This is a genomic window from Streptomyces sp. NPDC050617, assembly GCF_040654795.1.
In the GTDB taxonomy this organism is placed as follows: Bacteria; Actinomycetota; Actinomycetes; order Streptomycetales; family Streptomycetaceae; genus Streptomyces.
On sequence record NZ_JBFAIS010000014.1, the window covers coordinates 131946 to 150746 of the forward strand.

General features: G+C 73.9%; 7 protein-coding genes and 1 pseudogene. 1 reads left to right on the plus strand and 7 read right to left on the minus strand.

From position 1 onward, the window contains the following. Positions 1-43 precede the first annotated feature (43 nt). The 6 genes and pseudogenes from AB0I49_RS20090 to fabI all read right to left on the minus strand — a co-directional run. Positions 44-1750 carry an FAD-dependent monooxygenase gene (locus AB0I49_RS20090; RefSeq protein ID WP_363228344.1) on the minus strand — a complete coding sequence of 569 codons (1707 nt, stop codon included), beginning with the start codon at positions 1748-1750 and terminating at the stop codon, positions 44-46. Then, positions 1747-6396: a thioester reductase domain-containing protein gene (locus tag AB0I49_RS20095; RefSeq protein WP_363228345.1), complete on the minus strand. Its 4650-nt coding sequence runs from the start codon at positions 6394-6396 to the stop codon at positions 1747-1749. Before AB0I49_RS20095 ends, AB0I49_RS20090 begins: the two co-directional genes overlap by 4 nt. Continuing rightward, positions 6393-13079: a beta-ketoacyl synthase N-terminal-like domain-containing protein gene (locus AB0I49_RS20100; protein ID WP_363228346.1), complete on the minus strand. Its 6687-nt coding sequence runs from the start codon at positions 13077-13079 to the stop codon at positions 6393-6395. The genes AB0I49_RS20095 and AB0I49_RS20100 overlap by 4 nt, the downstream gene beginning before the upstream one ends. An 84-nt stretch (positions 13080-13163) precedes the next feature. Then, positions 13164-14510 carry an NAD(P)/FAD-dependent oxidoreductase gene (locus tag AB0I49_RS20105; RefSeq protein WP_363228347.1) on the minus strand — a complete coding sequence of 449 codons (1347 nt, stop codon included), beginning with the start codon at positions 14508-14510 and terminating at the stop codon, positions 13164-13166. Between the two features lie 72 nt (positions 14511-14582). Then, complete coding sequence (locus AB0I49_RS20110; RefSeq protein ID WP_363228348.1) at positions 14583-15602, minus strand: zinc-binding alcohol dehydrogenase family protein; 1020 nt, start codon at positions 15600-15602, stop codon at positions 14583-14585. A 444-nt stretch (positions 15603-16046) separates the two neighbouring features. After that, positions 16047-16814: pseudogene (gene fabI, locus AB0I49_RS20115) on the minus strand (enoyl-ACP reductase FabI); the annotation flags it as partial. 230 nt (positions 16815-17044) lie between these two features. Between fabI and AB0I49_RS20120 the strand changes: the two are divergent. Further along, positions 17045-17440: a hypothetical protein gene (locus AB0I49_RS20120; RefSeq protein ID WP_363228349.1), complete on the plus strand. Its 396-nt coding sequence runs from the start codon at positions 17045-17047 to the stop codon at positions 17438-17440. Positions 17441-17659: 219 nt separating this feature from the next. Here the strand turns inward: AB0I49_RS20120 and AB0I49_RS20125 are convergent, their stop codons facing one another. After that, positions 17660-18475, minus strand: a complete 816-nt coding sequence (locus AB0I49_RS20125; protein ID WP_363228350.1) for an SAM-dependent methyltransferase — start codon at positions 18473-18475, stop codon at positions 17660-17662. Positions 18476-18801: the final 326 nt, after the last annotated feature.

Sequence of the window (18801 nt, forward strand, 5' to 3'; positions counted from 1 at the left end):
GGCTGGTGGGGCGTACGGGCGTACGGCTGCTGGGCGGGCGCTCTCATCGGCCCCGCAGGACGCTCTTGATTCCGGCGCGGACCAGCGGGGCGATGTCCTTCGGGGCCCCGCGGACCGTCCAGAGGGCGAGCCGGAGCAGGGTCACCGGGGTGATCCGGAGCGAGCGGGCCGCGGGGTCGCCGAGCTTGAACGCCGCGGGCACGAACTCCGCTTCGCGGACGGACCGGAAGATCCGCTCGCTCGCGGTACGGGCGTCCAGCTCGCCGGCGGCGACCGCGGCGCAGGTGGCGCCGGCCGCGGTGAAGAGCCGGTGGTAGCCCTCGTGCCCGGCGAAGACATGACCGCGGTACGGCGCCGTCTCCAGGGCCCGGAGCGCCGCGTCGCTGCCCGAGGAGCGGAGTTCGGCGAAGGCGGTGAGCATCGGGAACCCGCCGAAGCGGAAGCCGACTTCGAGGACGAAGAGCACGGCCCGCACCAGCTCCGGGTCGCGCAGCGACGCGTGCACCATGGCGGCCAGCTCGTCATTGGCGGCCAGGTGATCACGCGTCAGCTCGCCCACCACGGCGAACCGTTCGGCGGAGAAGTCGCCATCATTCACGGCGTCCAGCAGCCGTCGCGCGAGGACGTTCACGGTTTCCAGAGAAAGCCCGAGCCCCCGCGATATGAAGGGGTCGACGTAGCCCGCCGCGTCCCCAATCAGGCACCAGCGGTCACCGCCCGTGCGGCTCGCCGCGTACTGGTTCCGCCCGGTCGCGAGCCACGGACTTTCGGCGACCGCGTACGCGAACTGGTCGGCCAGCGTGGGGAATCGGGCGACGAAGGCCCGGAACTCCTCCTCCGGAGACGGCCCGGCCGCCCCCTCGTGCGCGGGGAACCGGCGGGCGTCCAGGGTCAGGCTGACGCTGAACAGCCCGCCGGTGGAGTCCGGGTGGTTGCCGAGCGGCAGCACCGCGAGGTACGCGCCGTCCGTGAGGTGGTGCATGCTGCCCCGGTGCCAGGGCATCGGCGGCCGGTAGGAGGCCGCCCGGTCGGCGACCACGTCGGCGAACGGCCGTATCCGCGTCATATGGGCGGCGAGCGTACGGCTGGCCGTGGCGAGGCGGACGGGCTCCTCGCGCAGCCCCAGCCCGGTCACCAGCGGCGAGTCGGGCCCGGAGGCGTCCACCAGGTACCGGGCCCGGACCTCGGAGCCGTCCGCGAGCCGGACGACCGCGCCGTCCGGTCCCGCCGCCGCCCCGCTGACCTTGGCGCCCCGCCGCACGTCGGCCCCCCGGTCCCGCGCGCAGCGCAGCAGGTAGGCGTCGATGTCGGGGCGGTGGAAGTGGGGTTCGGGCGGCGCGCCCTTGGGCGGGCAGACCTGGAGCAGTTCGGCCGGGTCCTGGGGCCGCCCCTCCCGGTGGTAGACGAAGCTGTGGCAGTGCTCCGCGCCGACGGTCCGGGTGACGTGCGCGTGGATGTCCTTGACGGTCGCCGTCCGGGCCAGCTCCGGCGCCCGGTACCGCTCGGCCAGCACCCGGAAGAGCCCGGCGGCGTGCACGCCCATCTCGCCGGGCGGGAACGCCGGCGGCCGGCCCTCGTCGATGAGCGTGACGCGCGCGCCGCCCGCGGCGAGCACGGTCGCCAGGGTCGCCGCCGGCAGGGAGCCGCCGAGGATGGCGACGTCGCGGAGGTCCCCGTCCTGGGGGCGGTGGGATGCGCGGTCGGGCATCTCGGGCGTCTCGGGTGACTCGGGTGTCTCGGGCGTGTTCATGACTGCTCCGTCCTGGGCCGCTCGGCCGCGGCCGCGGCGGTTACGGGCCCGGCCGTTACGGCCTCGGCCGTTACGGACTCGGCGGGCGGTGCGGGCAGGAAGCCCGTACGCACCATCCAGCCGAAGTAGGTGTCGAGGAGCGCGTCGTCGAGCGGCGGGCAGCTGATGCCGCTGCCGTCCAGCGCGCGCCGCAGGTTGTCCACCCGGTAGGTCATGGAGTCCTGGCCGGCCCGGACGATCTCGCTGATGGTGTCGATGAGCGGGTGCAGCGCGTTGTCCTCCAGGCCCACCCCGGCGCGGAACTCCGCCACCCACTCGGGCCCCGGCCGCCGGCCCACCGCCCAGCCGCGCCGCTGGAGGTAGCCGACCAGGGCGTCGAAGGTGATGCGCTCGGGGTTCAGGAGGTGGAAGTTCTGCCCGAACCCGGCGGTCTTCGAGGCGTGCACGAGGGCCCGCCCGACGTAGTCGGCGGGGGTCATCTCCACGAGCATGTCGAGCTCGGGCGCCGTGCCGAACTGAATGCAGCCCTTGATGACCGCGCAGGTGAAGCTGGTGGTGACGCACGCGCCGCGGCGCGAGTCGCCCATGATCTGGCCCAGCCGGTAGATGTTGACCGGCACCCCGCGCTCGCGCGCGGCGAACACCAGCCGCTCCGCCGCCCACTTGGTCTGGAGATAGCCGTTGGGCAGCCGCCCGGCCCGGCCCAGGTCGTCGTCCTCGGCGAAGGTGGAGGTCAGGTCCTCCGGCACGCCCCACACCCCGAACGTCGAGACGTGGCTCACGGGCGTCAGCGGCCCCCGGCAGGCCAGGCGCAGGACCTCCTGGGTGCCGCCGACGTTGGCGGCCCGCAGCTGCCGGTAGCTGTGGATGAAGTTGACGTTGGCCCCGTTGTGGTAGATCGCGTCGACGCGGTGCGCGAGCGCGTCGAAGGCGTCCTCACCGAGGCCGAGGAGCGGCCGGGACAGGTCGCCGGGCACCGCCACGATCCGCTTCTCGTCCCCGTCGCGCAGGCTCACATAGCGCTCGGCCCCGGCGCGCAGCCGGGCCAGCCCGGTCTCCGGGTCGTCGGCGCGTACGAGGCAGTGGACGGTCGCCTTGGTGGAGCGCAGCAGTTCGTCCAGGAGGAACGCGCCGACGAAGCCGGTCGCACCGGTGAGCAGGACGTCGGACGGGTCGCGCCAGGAATCGCCCGGCTCGCGGCGCACGTCGGCGGGCCGGATGTCCGGGTCCAGTACGGCGTCGGCCCGGAGCACGGCCGTGTCCGTCCAGTCGGGGGCGGCGGCCGGGGCGGCGCGCCCGGCCGTGCCGGACAGCCCGTGGTCGCGCTCCGCGCGCTCGGTGATCAGCGCGGACCAGTCGGCGACGGTGGGCCGCTCGAAGAGTTCGCGCGGGGAGAGGGCGAGCCCCAGTTCGGTCTTGCAGGCGGTGACCACCTGCATCACCAGCAGCGAGTCCGCGCCGAGTTCGAGCAGGTCGGCGTCGGCGGCGATCTCCTCGGCGGGTGTCCACAGCATGGCGGCGAGGAGTTCCAGCAGGCGGTCGGCGACGATGCCGGTCCGGGCGTCCGGGTCGGTTTCGGTGAGCCGGGCCAGGAGAGCGGGGGCGGCGTCGGCCGTCTCGTTGTCGGGCCGGTCGGTACGTTCCGCGGGCGCCACCGCCGCCGCCCGCTCCTGGAACCAGTAGCGCTGCCGCTGGAACGCGTACGTGGGGAGGTCCACGGAGCCGGCGGGGCCGCCGTCACCGGCGTAGACCGCCTGCCAGTCCACCGGGGCCCCGAGCACGTACAGGCCGCCGAGCGCCGTGCGGACCTGCTCGGCGTCGTCGGCGGTGCGGCGCAGCGAGGCGAGCCAGGTGCGGTCCGGGCCGGGGAGGGCCGTGGCGCCGAGGCCGAGCAGGGTGCGGCCGGGTCCGGCCTCCAGGAAGGCGGTGAACCCGAGCCGGTCCAGGGTGCGCAGCCCGTCGGCGAACCGGACGGTGCTACGGGCGTGCCGGCACCAGTAGTCGGGGTCGGCGAGGGTGTCGGGGCCGACGGCCTCGCCGGTGAGGTTGGAGATGACGGGGACGCTCGGCGCGGTGCAGCTGATCCGCGCGGCGGTCGCGCGCAGCTCGGCCAGCGACGGTTCGACCAGGGGCGAGTGGAAGGCGTGCGAGACGCGCAGCCGCCGGGCCCGGACCCCGCGCCCGGCGAGCCGGGCCGCGACGCGGTCGACGGCGTCGGCGGCGCCCGACAGCACGCACTCGCGCTCGCCGTTGACGGCGGCGAGCGCGATGGGGCCGCCGTCGGCCTCGGCCTCGTGCGCCGCCTCGGCCGCGGTCAGCGGCACGGCGATCATCGCGCCCGGTTCGCAGAGCCGCTGCATCAGCGCGGCGCGGGCGGTGACCAGCGCGAGGCCGTCCTCCAGACCGAACACCCCCGCCACGCAGGCGGCGACGTACTCCCCGACGCTGTGCCCCAGTACGGCGCCGGGCCGAATGCCCCAGGAGCGCCAGAGGCGGGACAGCGCGTATTCGACGGCGAACAGCACCGGCTGGGTGTACGCGGTGCGGTCCAGCAGCGCGGTGTCCTGCGCGCCGCCGTACAGCACGTCCAGCAGGGGCCGGTCGAGCCGGCCGCGCAGCAGCGCGTCGCACTCGTCGAGCGCGGCCCGGAAGGCGGGTTCCGTGTCGTAGAGGCCGCGCCCCATGCCGGGGTACTGGCTGCCCTGACCGGTGAAGAGGAACGCCACCTTCGCCCGCCGGCGGGGCGCGGCCCGGCCGCTGACGACTCCCTGCGCGCTACTGCCACCGGCGAACTCGACGAGCCTGTCGCGTAGTTCACCTTCGGAAGAGGCGACTAGCGAGGCGCGGTACGGAAGTTGAGCCCTCCCCAAGGCGGCGGCCCGGCACACGTCGGCGAGCGAGCCGCCGTCTGCCGCGGAGCCGACGACCGCAGGACCGCTGCCTCGGCCCAACGCCACGCCCTCCGAGGGCGGTTCGGCACGGCCGCCCCGGTCTGCCGCGCCGCTGACCGCCGCCGAGCCGACGCCCGTAAAATCGTCTCCGCTCACGGCTACGCCCCCGTCGGCGGGCAGACCCAGGCAGGCGGCATAGCGATCGGCGAGGTCGCCGAGGGCCGCGCGGGACGCCGCGGACAGGACCAGCAGTTCGTGCGAGCGGCGGGCCGCCGACTGGACCGGCGGGGCGGGCTCGGCCGCGGGCGGCGGCGGGGCCTCGCCCAGGACCAGGTGCACGTTGGTGCCGCTGACGCCGAAGGAGCTGACGCCCGCGCGGCGGCCGTCCGGGGCGGCGGGCCAGGGGGTGGGGGCGGTGGGCACGGTGAGGTGGAGCCGGTCCCAGTCCACGTTGGGGTTGGGCGTGTCGAAGTGGAGGCTGGGCGGTATCCGTCCGTGCTGGAGGGCGAGCGCGAGCTTCATCAGCCCGGCCGCCCCGGCGGCGGCCTCCAGGTGACCCACGTTGGTCTTCACCGAGCCGACGTACACGCGCTGATCCACCGGCCGCCCCGCCCCCAACACCGCTTCCAGCGCCCGGAGTTCGATGGGGTCGCCGAGCAGCGTGCCGGTGCCGTGCGCCTCGACGTACCCGATCCGCGCGGGGGCGACCCCGGCGTCGGCGAGGGCCGCCCGTATCACCTCCTGCTGCGCCTGGCCGCTGGGCACCGAGATGCCGCTGGAGCGCCCGTCGTGGTTGACGGCGCTGCCGTGGATGACGGCCACCACCGGGTCGCCGTCCGCGAGCGCGTCCGCCAGCCGCTTCAGCACGACGACGCCGCACCCCTCGCCGCGCGCGTAGCCGTCGGCCGAGGCGTCGAACGCCTTGGAGCGCCCGTCGGGCGCGAGCGCTCCCGCCTTGCTGACCAGCACGAACCCGTAGGGCGTCAGCATCAGGTTCACCCCGCCCGCGAGCGCGAGGTCGCACTCGCCGCGCCGCAGGCTCTGGCACGCGAGGTGGGCGGCGAGCAGCGAGGAGGAGCAGGCCGTGTCGACGACGTGCGCGGGGCCGCGCAGCCCGAAGTGGTAGGCGACGCGCCCGGCGAGGAACGCGGGCTCCGCCATCAGCTGGTACGCGTCCACGTCCGCCGCGTCGCTCAACTGCTGGCGCATCCGCGCGTAGTCGCTGGTGCTGGCGCCGAGGAAGACGCCGGTGGCGCTGCCCGCCAGGCGGTCGGGGGCGATGCGGGCGCGCTCCAGCGCCTCCCAGACCACCTCCAGCGTGATCCGCTGCTGCGGGTCCATCGCCGTGGCCTCGGCCGGGGAGATGCCGAACAGTTCGGCGTCGAAGGCGTCGGGCCGGTCGATGAACCCGCCCTCCACGCAGTACGCCTTGCCGGGCGCGTCCGGGTCCGGGTCGTACACGGCGTCCGCGTCGCCGCGTTCGGCCGGGAAACGGCCGACGGTGTCGGCGCCGTCGGCGAGCACCCGCCAGAACGCCTCCGGGGAGTCGGCGCCGCCGGGGAAGCGGCAGCCCATGCCGACGATCGCGACGGGCCCGTCCGTCTGCTGGTACTGCTCCAGCCTGGTCCGCAGCTGCGCGATCCGGTCGAGGGCGTGGGCCAGCCTGGCCCGGTCGTCCATGGCCCCGGCCCCGTTCCCGGCCCTGTTCCCGGCCCCGGCCCCGGCCCCGGCCCTGTCCCTGTCCCTTTCGGTCATTGCTCCGCCTCTCCGCGGTACGTGATGTCGGTACGGGTCCGGGCCGGTCGCCCGATGCCGAGGGCGTCGACCCCGGCCATCTCGCGCTCGAAGCGGGCCGCGAGGTCGTCGTCCCCGTCGGGGCTCCCTTCAGCCTCTGGGGCTGCGTCCGTGACGAGTGCGTCCGAGGCGAGTACGTCCGTGGCGAGATATCCGGCGAGGGCCTCGGCGTTGGGGTATTCGAAGATCAGGGTGTTGGGCAGCGAACAGTCGAAGCGCCGCTGGAGGCGGAGCTTCATCTCCATCGAGGTGACCGAGTTCATGCCCAGGTCGAAGAAGCCCTGCCGGGGGTCCAGTTCGTCGTCGGAGTCGGCGCCGAGCGCCACGGCCGTCTCCGCCAGCACATGGTCCACGAGGGCGTCGCGGCGCTGCTCGGGGTCCAGCGCGGCCAGTTCCCGGCGCAGGGCGGCGGCCTCGGCGGCTACCACCGTGACCGTGCCCGCGCCCGTATCCGCGTCCACGTTGTCCGCGTCCGGTTCGACCGCCGTCGGTACGGCCGCGTCCGGTTCGGCCGTCGCCGTGGCCCCGCCCGTACCGCTGTGCGGCGCGGCCGCCAGCCAGTAGCGCTTGCGCTGCCACGGATAGGCGGGGGTGTCGGTCAGCCGGCCGCCCGCCGGGTACATGCCGTCCCAGTCGACGGGGCAGCCGTGCGCGTGCAGGGCGCCGAGCGAGTCGAGCATGACGGCGAAGTCGTCACCGTCCCGGCGCAGGGACGGCACGAGGACGCCGCCCGGTACGCCGAGGTCCCGCAGGTCCTGCTCGATGAAGGCGAGCAGCAGCGGGTGGGGCGAGATCTCCACGAAGGTGTCGAAGCCGTCGGCCGCCATGGCGCGGACGGCGGTGGAGAACCGTACCCGGCCGCGCAGGTTGCGGCCCCAGTAGGCGGCGTCGAACGCTTCGCCGTCGAGCGGGCCGCCGGTCACGGAGGAGTAGCAGGGCAGTGTGCCGCGGGCGGGGCGGAGCCAGGAGAGGCGGTCGGTCAGCTCGCGGTCGAGGGGTTCGACGAGCGGGCAGTGCCCGGCGCCCGCGGCGTCGACGCGGCGGGCGAAGACCCGGCGCTCCTTGAGCGCGGCCAGCACCTCGTCGAGCGCGTCCTCGTCGCCGGAGAGCACCGTGCTGCGGGCGCTGTTGGCGAGCGCCACCCACAGCCGGTCCTCGTACCCGGCGAGGGCCTTCTCGGCCTCGTCGGACGGCAGCCCGACGACCCCCATGGCGCCGTTTCCGACCAGCCTCTCCTGGACGGCGGCGCGCTCGTGGATGAGCCGCGCCGCGTCCTCGATCCCCAGCACCCCGGCCGCCTGGGCCGCCGCCGCCTCGCCCATGCTGTGCCCGAGGACGGCCGCCGGCCGTATCCCGAGCGCCTGCCAGCGCCGGGCGAGCGCGGTCTGCACGGCGAAGATCAGTTCCTGCTGACGCGGCCCGGAGGGGGTGTCGGCGCCGCGCTCCAGGTGGTCGAGGACCGACCATCCCGTATATGGGCTCAGGTGCGCGTCACACCAGGCCAGGGCCTCCCGGAAGGCGGGGTCCTGCCGCAGCAGAAGCCGCCCCATGCCCGGCCACTGCGACCCGTGCCCGGAGAACACGAACGCCACCTTCCGCTCCGCCCCGCCGTCCGCCCGGCCGGTGGCGACACCGGGCCCCGCGTCGCCGCGCCCGAACGCGGCGAGCCGGTCCGCGAGCTCGGTACGGGTCCGGCCGACGACGGTGAGGCGGTGGGTCCGGTGGGCCCGGCGCGTACTCGCGGTGAAGCACAGGTCGTGCAGCGGCACACCGGCCGCCGTGGCGCTCTCGTCGGCGGCGGGCCGCTGCTCCGTGGTGGAGGCGGCGGGCCGCTGCTGCGCGGCGGAGGCTGCGGGCTGCTGCGCCGCGGCAGAGGCGGCGGGCTGCTGCTCCGTGGCGGAGGCGGCGGACCGTTGCTGCGCGGCGGAGGCTGCGGGCTGCTGCTCCGTGGCGGAGGCGGCGGACCGTTGCTGCGCGGCGGAGGCGGGCCCGGTGAGCAGTTCCCGGTAGTCGGCCGCCTGCGCGGCGAGGGCGTTCGCGTCGGACGCGGAGAGCGGCAGCAGGTACGGCCGGTCGCTTCCGGCGGCGGCGCGTTCCGGGCCGTGCGGTTCCGGCTGCCGAGGCGGGCGGCCCAGCACCACATGCGCGTTGGTGCCGCTGAACCCGAAGGCGCTCACGCCCGCCGCGCGCCGCTCCGGCGGCCACGGAACCGCGCTGGTCGGCACGTCGAAGGGGAGTTCCCGCCAGGGGATGTCGGGGCTGGGCTCCTTGAAGTGGAGGTGAGGCGGTACCTCGCCGTGGTTCAGGATCAGTACGGTCTTGATGAGGCCGGCGATGCCGGAGGCGGCTTCCAGGTGACCGAAGTTGGTCTTCACGGAGCCGACGGCGATCCGTCGCCGCTCACGCGGCCCGCCCAGCGCGGCGCCGAGGGCCTGGAGTTCGATGGGGTCGCCGAGCGGCGTGCCGGTGCCGTGGGCCTCCACGTACCCGATCTCGGCGGGCGCGACCCCGGCGTCGGCGAGCGCGTCGCGGACCAGGGCCTCCTGGGCGGGGCCGTTGGGGACGGTGAGGCCGCTGCTCGGGCCGTCCTGGTTGACGGCCGAGCCGAGGATGGTCGCCAGTACCCGGTCGCCGTCCGCGAGGGCCTTGGAGAGCGGTTTGAGCACGGCGACCCCGCAGCCCTCCCCCCGGTTGTAGCCGTCGGCGGCAGCGTCGAAGGTCTTGCACCGCCCGTCGGCGGCCAGCGCGCCCGCCGCCCGGCTCGCGCGGTGGATGGTGGGCCGCAGGATGGCGTTGACCCCGCCGACGACCGCGATCCCGCTCTCCCCGCTGCGCAGGCTGCGCACCGCGAGATGCACCGCGACCAGCGACGACGAGCACGCGGTGTCCACGGCCAGGCTGGGGCCGCGCACCCCGAGGAAGAACGAGAGCCGGCCGGCGGTGGAGCAGAAGGAGTTGCCCGTGCCGAAGAACGCGTCGACGTTCTCCGGGGCGTTGGCGATGAGTTCGGCGTAGTCGTGGGAGTTCATGCCGACGAACACCCCGGTGCGCGCGTCGGCCAGCCGCTCGGGCGTCTGCCCGGCGTGTTCCAGCGCCTCCCAGGCCACTTCCAGGAACAGCCGCTGCTGCGGGTCCATGACCTTCGCCTCGCGCGGCGCGATCCGGAAGAACCGGGGGTCGAACCGGTCCACGCCGTCCAGCCACGAGCCCAGCCACCGGCTCCCGTCGTCGAAGCGGCCCGGCGGCGACAGTTCGACGGCGTCGGTCCCCTCGCACAGCATCCGCCAGTAGCCGCCGGGCCCGTCGGCCCCGCCGGGGAACCGGCAGCCGACGCCGACGACCGCGATGGGTTCGGGGCCTTCCGGGGCGGCGGGCCGAAGGGCTTGCAGGGGCGCGGCGGCGGCGCTCTCCGGCGCGGCCCGGCGGTCCCACAGGTAGTCCGTCAACCGCTCCACGGTCGGGTGGTCGAACGCCACCGTGGCGGGCAGCGGCCCGAACCTGGCCTGGAGCGCCGTACGGAGTTCCAGCGAGGTGAGGGAGTCCATGCCCATGTCGGCGAAGCCCTGGCGCCGCCGGATCGTGCCGGGCTCGTGCCCCAGCACCTCGGCCGCCGCCGCGGCCACGAGGTCGGCCACCTCGCTCCGCTCGCTCGGGAGGCCGGGGGCTGCGGCTCGTACGACGGCGGAGGGCTCGACGTATGGCTCGGCGGCGGGCTCGACAGCCGGCTCCGGCGTCGGCGTCAGCGTCGGCGTGGGCACCGGCTCCGGCTCCGGCTCCGGCTCCGGCGTCAGCTGAGGCGTCAACTGCGGCGTCAACTGCGGCGCGGGCTCCGGAGACCCCTCGCTCTCCTTGATCCAGTAACTCCCTCGCTGCCACGGATAGGCAGGGAGCTTCACCGGACGGCCGCCCCCCGGCGGCACCGCCTCCCAGCGGACCGCGGCCCCCGCCGCGTACAGCGCGCCCAGCGAGGTCAGCAGCGTCTGCGGCGCGGGGAAGGCCCGGCGCAGGGACGGTACGACGAGGGCGTCGCCGGCGCCACGGTCCTCGCAGGCGTGGGTGATGGGCAGGGCCAGCACCGGGTGCGGGCCGAGTTCCAGGAACGTCCGGCGGCCCTGGTCCAGCAGCGTGTCGACGGCTTCGGCGAAGCGGACGGGTTCGCGGATGTTGCGTGCCCAGTGCGCGGCGTCGAAGAGCTGCCCTCCCCCGTCCCCGGCGGGTGTCGTGGTGGCCACGGGCACCGTGGGCGGCGCGGCCCGGAGCCCGTCCAGCAGCTCGGCCAGCCGGTCCTGGTAGGGCTCCATGTACGGGCTGTGGAAGGGGTAGTCGCCGGGCAGCGCCCGGCAGCCGACGCCCCGGTCCGCGAGGTCGGCCAGCAGCCGCCCGACCGCCGCCGCGTCGCCGGAGACCACGGTCGTGCGGGAGCTGTTGGCGGCAGCCGGCCAGATGAGCCCGGCGTACGGGGCGAGGGCGCGCCGCGTCTCGTCCTCGGGGAGGTCGAGTACGGCCATCCGGCCGCGCCCGGCCGACGCGGCGAGCAGCCGGCCGCGGTGCACGGCGACCCGTACGGCGTCGTCGAGGGTGAGCGCGCCCGCCACGTGCGCGGCGGCGATCTCGCCCATGCTGTGGCCGACGACGGCGGCGGGTTCGATGCCCCAGGAGCGCCAGAGCGCGGCGAGCGCCGCCTGCACGGCGAAGATCACGGGCTGTGCGTACTCGGTGCGGTGCAGCCGGGACTCGTCCTCGGGCCGCGCGGTCTCCTCCTTCGGCGACCAGCCCGCGTGCTCCAGGACGAGGGCGTCGCAGGCGTCGAAGGCGTCGCGGAAGGCGTCATGGCAGTTTTCATGACTTTCACGGCTTTCACGGCTTTCACGATCAGCGTCGTCCGCGAGCAGTTCGCGGGCCATGCCGGGCCATTGGGCGCCCTGCCCGGAGAAGGCGAAGACGACGCCCGGCCCCTGCGCTCCGTCGCTCTCCAGGTCGCGACCGCCGGTACTGAGTCCCTGCGGCGCCCCGCCGTCGAGAAACGCGCCGAGCTTGGCCGCGAGTTCGTCCGTGCCGCCGCCGGTGACCGCGAGGCGGTGCTCGGCGTGGTGGGCGCGGCGCACGCCCGCGGTGTGGACGAGGTCCCGTGGCGCGGGCGGCTCGGCGCCGGTGAGCCGGTCGCGGTAGGCGCGCGCGAGGTCGGTGAGCGCGGTGCCGTCGCGGGCGGAGAGCGGCAGGAGGAAGGAGCCGGACGGCTCCGGAGGACGGGCGTGGGCGGGCTCTCCGGCCGCCTCCGGCATACGGGCTCCGGCGCCCGGCGCCGTACGGGCGTGGACCGCCTCCGGCGTCGTGGCGTCGGCGCGCGTCGGCGCCGCTTCGATGATCACGTGCGCGTTGGTGCCGCTGAGGCCGAACGCGCTGACCCCGGCCAGTCGCGGCCGGCCGTCTGCGGTGTCCGGCAGCGGGGTCAGCTCGGTGGCGACGTCCACGGGCCAGTCCCAGCGGATGCGCGGGTTGCGCTCGCGCACGTGGATGGTGGCGGGGATCTGCCGGTGCCGGAGGACCAGGGCGGCCTTGATCAGCCCGGCGACGCCCGCGGCGGCGTCCATGTGGCCGAAGTTGCTCTTCAGGGAGCCCACGGAGAGCGGGCGGTCCTCGGGGCGGCCGGCGCCCAGTACGGTGCGCAGCGCGCCCATCTCGATGGGGTCGCCCAGCGGTGTGCCGGTGCCGTGGGCCTCCACGTAGTCGATGTCGGCGGGCGCGACGCCCGCGGCGGCGAGGGCGTCGGAGAGCAGCCGCTGCTGGGCCGCGCCGCTGGGCACGGTGAGCCCGGCGCTGGCGCCGTCGTGGTTGACGGCGGTGCCGCGGATGACGGCGAGGATGTCGTCGCCGTCGGCCAGGGCGTCGGAGAGCCGCTTGAGCACGACGATGCCGCATCCCTCGCCCCGTACGATGCCGTCCGCCGAGGCGTCGAACGGCTTGCAGCGCCCGTCGCGGGACATGGCGCGGACCTTGCACAGGAAGATGCTGAGTTCCGGGGAGAGGATCAGGTTGACGCCGCCCGCGAGGGCGATGTCGGCCTCGCCCGTGCGCAGGCTCTGGCAGGCGAGGTGGACGGCGACGAGCGAGGACGAGCAGGCGGTGTTGATCGACATGCTGGGGCCCTGGAGCCCGAGCACGTGGGAGAGGCGGCCGGGGCCGAAGCTGAATTCGCGTCCGCTGGCGTACCAGGCGCCGATGCCGGACAGGCCGGCCTGGCGGGCGTGCAGCAGGGTGTAGTCCATGCCGATGACGCCGGTGAAGACGGCGGCCCTGGTGCCGGCCAGGGCGGTGGGCGACTGACCGGCGTCCTCCAGGGCCTCCCAGGCGACCTCCAGCAGCAGCCGCTGCTGGGGGTCCATCTCGTGGGCCTCGCGGGGCGCGATGCCGAAGAACGCCGGGTCGAACCGGTCGACGCCGTCGAGGAAGGAGCCCCAGCGGCTGTACATGGCGCCGCGCCGGTGCGGGTCCGTGGAGTAGTGGCGGTCCACGTCCCAGCGCTCCGGGGGGATTTCCCCGATGGCGTCGGTCTCCGCGCGCAGCAGGTCCCAGAAGCGCGGGAGCCCGTCGGCCCCGCGGGGGAAGCGGCAGCCCGCCCCCACCATGGCGATCGCTTCGTGCATCGGCGCGTTCCCCTCCAACTGCGGCGGTCCGTACGGTCGGGCGGTCGGGCGGTCGGGTGTCCCGGCGGTCGGGTGTCCCGGCGGTCAGAACAGGGGCGCGGCGCTGGGCGCGCGCAGCGAGCCCAGGTGCTTGTGCCACAGGTGGTCGGGGTTCTCCTCGACCTGCCGGGTGATCTCCCGCATGGCGGCGAGCGCCTTGGGTTCGGCGTCGTCGTAGACGTCGCCCTGGAGCATCTTCAGGACGTCCATGCGGTACTTCGGGTCCTGTACGAAGGCCGTGAACAGGATGTTCAGCCGGTAGTAGATGGAGATGAACTCGTACCAGTTGCCGACGGCGCGGCGCAGTTTGGACTCGTAGGTGTGGAACGAGCCCTTGCCGAAGTCGCCGGTCTCCGCGGCGGCGATGACGTCGTGGCTGAGCAGCCGGGCGCCGTTGAGGGCGACGCTGACGCCGCTGGAGAAGATCGGGTCGACGAAGCGGGCGGCGTCGCCGACGAGGGCCCAGCCGTCGCCGCAGATCTGCTTCATGGCGTAGCTGTAGTCGCCCTCGGCCTTGAACGGGCGTACCTGCTGGGAGTTCTTCAGGGCGTCGCGCAGGTCGGGGCGGCTGCCGACGCACTCCCAGAAGAAGCCCTCAAGGTCCGAACTGGACGCTTTGAAGTGTTTTTTCTGGGTGACGACGCCGACGCTGGTGATGGTGTCGGTGATCGGGATCTGCCATACCCAGGTGTCGGTGACCGGGAGGAAGTGGATGAAGATGTAGTCGGCCTGCTCCTTGTTGACCGCGAGGGCGGAGCGGTCGAGGCGGTCGAACCAGGAGTGCACGGCGTACTGGTTGAAGACCGGGTCGCTGACCTTGAGTCCGAGCTGCCGGCCGAGGAAGGTGCCGCGGCCGCTGGCGTCGATGACCATGCGCACCTTGACCGAGGATTCGCCCGCGCCGAGCGGGAACACGATCCGCGGGCAGGGCTCGGAGAAGTCGACCCGGCGGATGCGAATGCCCTCGTAGACCTTCGCGCCCAGGCTGTTCGCGTGCTGGAGGAGCAGCAGATCGAATTTCCCGCGGTCCACGTGGTAGGTGTAATCCTGGTGGACGCCGAGCTGTTCGCGCTCGTGGAATTCGATCTCGGCGGCCCGGAATCCGTGGGACATTCCCTTGAACCCCATGGTGGGGATCGACTGTTCGGTGGCCGAGGTCCAGGCGGCGCCGTATTTCCTGGGGAACGCGGCCTCCTCCATCTGCGGCAGGAACCCGATGTCGGCGAGTACGGGCGTGGTGGCGGGTATCAGCGATTCGCCGACGTGTTCGCGGGGGAAGAGATCGCCCTCGAACACGACGCAGCTCAGGCCCGCCTTGGTCAGGTAGGAGGCGGCCGTGGCGCCGGCCGGCCCCCCGCCGATGATGCCGATATCGAAGTCAACCTCAGACACAGCTCTCCCCTTCGCTTCTCTTGACTGCTCGCCGGCATGGGCTCGGCATGCCGCCCCGCCGACCGGGAATCTTCATTCCTCGTTGACACGGAACAGCGGGAAATGGGAGTCCAGTTGCCCCGCCGCGTAGTCGCGCGCCAGTTCCGGTATCTCGTCGAACCGGTAGACGCGCTGGTCGCCCACGTCGAGCATCCAGCCCGAGCGCTCCTGGAATTCGAGGATCTCCTCGATGTCGTGGAAGCAGCAGGCGTGGGTGTGCACGTGGATATGGCGCTTGATGCATTCGTTGGCGCGTACGGTCTCCAGCCGCATGCCGTGCTTCCAGCCGACGGTGGTGAGCACCCCCTGCCGGCCCAGGGCGCGCAGGGTCGCCCGGTGCACGGGTGCGCCGATGTTGTCGATGACGACGGCGGCCCCGCGCCGCGCGCTGAGTTCGGCCACGATCCGCAGGAACGTCCGCTCGGACTGGCGGTAGCGCTGCCGGAATCCGGGGTCGGCGGCCATCCGCTCCTCGTCGTGGCAGAGGTCGGGGAAGAGCCGGCGGTCGACCGGGATCATGCCCTTGGCCTCGATCTCGGCGAGCCGCCGCGGGTTGCCGGAGGCCATGGCGGCCCGGAAGCCGGCGCGCTGGGCGAGTTCGAGTTCGGCGACGGCCACCCCGCCGCCCCAGCCGAAGGCGAGCGGCGGCGGGTCCATGTGCGCGGGGTCCGTACGGACCTGGGAGCGCCAGCAGGCGTGGGCGACCTTCCAGTTGTCCCATGCCGTCCAGTACCGCCCGTAGGAGGCGGCCCACTGCCGGAGCGAGTAGCGGGTGTCCTTGGGCAGCGGCAGCAGCAGGTGTTCGCCGATCTTCGTGCGGCGGGCCAGGACGCCGGTGGTGCCGGGGGCGTCGTAGGCGTGCACGAGTTTGACGTAGCCGTCCCGGTCGGTACGGGCGAACGCCTGGATCAGGCAGAGGTCGCCCTCCTTGACGCGGGTGACGGCCTTGCCGGGCCGCTCCACCCGTACGACCCCGAAGTTCCCGATGACCATGCGGTCCTCGCCGCGCTGGCGGCACACGTCCACCGGGGTCCGCTCCAGGGCGTGGCTCATGTTCGCTTCCCAGGAGCCGTAGAGCGGCGCCACCAGAACTTCGTTCTCGGTGATATCCGGAAAACTGAATTCCTGCCGGACGAGTTCTCCGGGCTGGGGATCTCCGGATTCCGTGCCGGCGGGTCCCGCGTGCAATACCCATGCGTCGGTGGTGATCACCTGAGTAGGCCCCTCGGTGAGTTCGGAATCTTCCTCGGCCGGGCCCTCGTCGGCCCTCGGCACAACGCTTGGAAATCTACGTTCGGAGGGTTCCGCCCGTCTTCCGTCGGCCTGATGAATTCACCGGGCACCACCAAAGGATGAGCGTTCATCCTTTGGTGGGAGCGAGCCGTGACCCGCCGCGCGCCGAGCGCCGCCCGGCGACCGCGGGACGTCGCCCGACGCACCCGACGGGGACGGGCCCGAAGCCGGCGGGGGCGGGGCGGAGTGCGGGCGGAGGGGCGCGGCGCCCATGGCGTGCGCGCCGCCGTCGGCGTGCACGATCTCCCCCGTGACGGCGGGCAGCCAGTCGGAGAGCAGGGCGCAGACGACGCGGGCGACGGGCTCGGCGTCGGCGGAGTCCCAGCCCAGCGGCGCGCGGCCGGGCCACGGCCCGCTCACCGCCTCCGCGCCGGGGATGGCCCGCGCGGCGGCGGTGTGCAGGGGGCCGGCCGCGACCAGGTTGACGCGCGTCCCCTGGCCGCCGAGGTCGCGGGCCAGATAGCGGCAGCAGCTCTCCAGCGCCGACTTGGCGACGCCCATCCAGTCGTACGCGGGCCAGGCGACGCGGCCGTCGAAGTCCAGGCCGACCACCGCGCCGCCGCCCGCCGCGGCCAGCAGCGGGGCGAGGCCGCGGCCGAGGGCGACGAACGAGTACGCCGAGACGTGCAGCGACGTCGCGACGGCCGGCCAGGGCGCGGTCAGGAAGCCGCCGCCGAGGATGTGCGGCGGGGCGAAGGCCGCCGCGTGCAGCACGCCGTCCAGCCGCCCCCACCGCGCGTCGAGGCCGTCGGCCACGGCGGCGATGTGGTCCTCGCGGGTCACGTCGAGCTCCAGCACGTCCGGCGGGTGCGGCAGCCGCCGGGCCACCCGTTCGGTCAGCCGCAGCCCGCGCCCGTAGCCGGTGAGCACGAGGGCCGCGCCCTGCTCCTGGGCGAGCCGCGCCACCCGCCACGCGATCGAGGACTCGGTCAGCACCCCGGTGACGAGAAGGCGCTTGTTCTCCAGCAGCATGGCTCGGCTCCCTCGGCCGTCACGGCCCTCGTCCACCCTCGTCCGCTTCCGGCTCTCCAGAATTCACGTGCCGGAACCAGGTGAATACGGCCGCACGTCCTCATTCTTTCGGAGGGGGCGTACGGTGCTGCCCGCTCCCGATTCACCAGCAGTGATGAGGATTTCGCGCGGCCGGGGCCGATACGGTGCGGGAACCGAGGTTTGTGGAGCGCGCCATGCCGGAGGGTGCCATGCCGAAGATCAAATACCTTTCCCCGGAGTATCTGGCGGAGTTGGAGAAACGCGGCGGCCGAATGCCCGAGAAACCGGGGCTGGACCTGGAGATCCAGCACGTCATCCGGGAGGCCCCGGAGGGCGGCGAGATCGCGTACTACTTCCGTATCCGCGACGGCCGGCTCGTGGAGGCCCGGCGCGGCACGCTGGAGCGGCCCATGTGCTCGCTGCGGATGGCGTACCGGACGAGCGTGAAGCTGACCACGCGGGAGATGAAGGCGCTCGTGGGCCTGGTCACCGGCAAGATCCGGCCGGGCGGCGACGTGGCGCGGCTGCGCTCGATGATCCCGTCGCTCCAGTCGCCGGAGTTCATCGCGCTGACGGACGAGGTGCACGCGATGACGGAGTACTGAGCCCTTGAGCCCTTGAGTCCTGAGCGCTCCGTCAGGGGGCGGAGCGGCCACCGGCCCGCGGCGCGACGCCGCGGGCCGGTGGCCGCTCGGATCAGCGGGTTCCCCGTACGGTGTGGACCTCGCGCACGGTCCTCCGTACGAAGCCTCGCGCGCGGGCCCTCGTGTACAGGACCTTGCGTGCGGGCACTCACGCATCGGCACGGGCCCCGCGTACGGCCGTTACGCGCGGATCTTGCGGGCGACGGCCCCGTACATGGCGATGTCGCGGTCGTCCACGACCTCCTGCCCCTCCTCGGGCTGCCAGTGGTGGACCTGCGTCAGTCCCGGCTCGACGACGTCCATGCCGGCGAAGAACTCCTCCGCCTCGGCGCGGGTGCGCAGTTGCATCTGCATGCCGCGACGCCCGTACTCGGCGGCGACCCGGCCGACCTCTTCGGGCGCGAAGTCGGCGGTGCCGATGGTCATGGCGAGGAAGCTGCCGACGGGCAGCGGCTCCAGGAGGCGCTGGACCAGGCGGTGGTCGTCGGGCGGGAGGATGAAGTGCAGGATGCCGATGATCATGAGGCCGACGGGCTCCCGCAGGTCCAGGAGGCGCTGGAACTCCGGGGAGTTGATGATCGCGTCGGGGTCGCGCATATCGGCGTCGACGTAGGCGGTGCGCCCCTGGGCGGAGCTGGTCAGCAGGGTGTCCGCGTGGTTCAGGACGATCGGGTCGTTGTCGACGTAGACGATCCGCGCGTCGGGGGCGACCTCCTGGGCGACCTCGTGCAGGTTGGGTGCGGTGGGCAGGCCGGTGCCGATGTCCAGGAACTGCCGGATGCCCTGCTCGCGGGCGAGGTACCGCGCGGCGCGGTGCATGAACTGGCGGTTGGCGCGCATATGGACCGGGAGCGCGGGCCACTCCTGGCACATCAGGTCACCCGCGTCGCGGTCCACGTCGTAGTGGTCCTTGCCGCCGAGGATGTAGTCGTACACGCGCGCCGAGTGCGCTTCGCCCGTGTTGATTCTGTCCACTGAAAAGCCCTGATGCGCCATCTCGCTCCTCAAACATTGCTCTGCGTCACCCCGGAGTGTAAGGCTGCCCCTCCCCGGAGTTGACCGGAGGCCCCCGCGCAGGGGCCGGCGGGCTCGGGCCCCGCGTCGGAGAACTCCCGCGCCCTGCCCGCCAGTAGCCGCCGCCGGAACGTCCGTGAGCTGCGTGGACACGACGGAATGAGCGTCAGGGAGGGCGCCCGGCCGCGCCTCGCGGCGACGGCGGCCGAGGCGCGTCGGCGCCTTATACCCCGCGCGCACCTCGCGTACTCCCCGGCTCCGCGCGCTCACGGTGTGTGCCGGGTCGGCCCGTAGCCGCGATCAGCGCT

Coding starts and splice junctions, on each gene's coding strand:
- AB0I49_RS20090 (WP_363228344.1), bottom strand. CDS start 1,750: ATGAACACGCCCGAGACACCCGAGTCACCCGAGACGCCCGAGATGCCC.
- AB0I49_RS20095 (WP_363228345.1), bottom strand. CDS start 6,396: ATGACCGAAAGGGACAGGGACAGGGCCGGGGCCGGGGCCGGGGCCGGG.
- AB0I49_RS20100 (WP_363228346.1), bottom strand. CDS start 13,079: ATGCACGAAGCGATCGCCATGGTGGGGGCGGGCTGCCGCTTCCCCCGC.
- AB0I49_RS20110 (WP_363228348.1), bottom strand. CDS start 15,602: ATGAGCCACGCCCTGGAGCGGACCCCGGTGGACGTGTGCCGCCAGCGC.
- AB0I49_RS20120 (WP_363228349.1), top strand. CDS start 17,045: ATGCCGAAGATCAAATACCTTTCCCCGGAGTATCTGGCGGAGTTGGAG.
- AB0I49_RS20125 (WP_363228350.1), bottom strand. CDS start 18,475: ATGGCGCATCAGGGCTTTTCAGTGGACAGAATCAACACGGGCGAAGCG.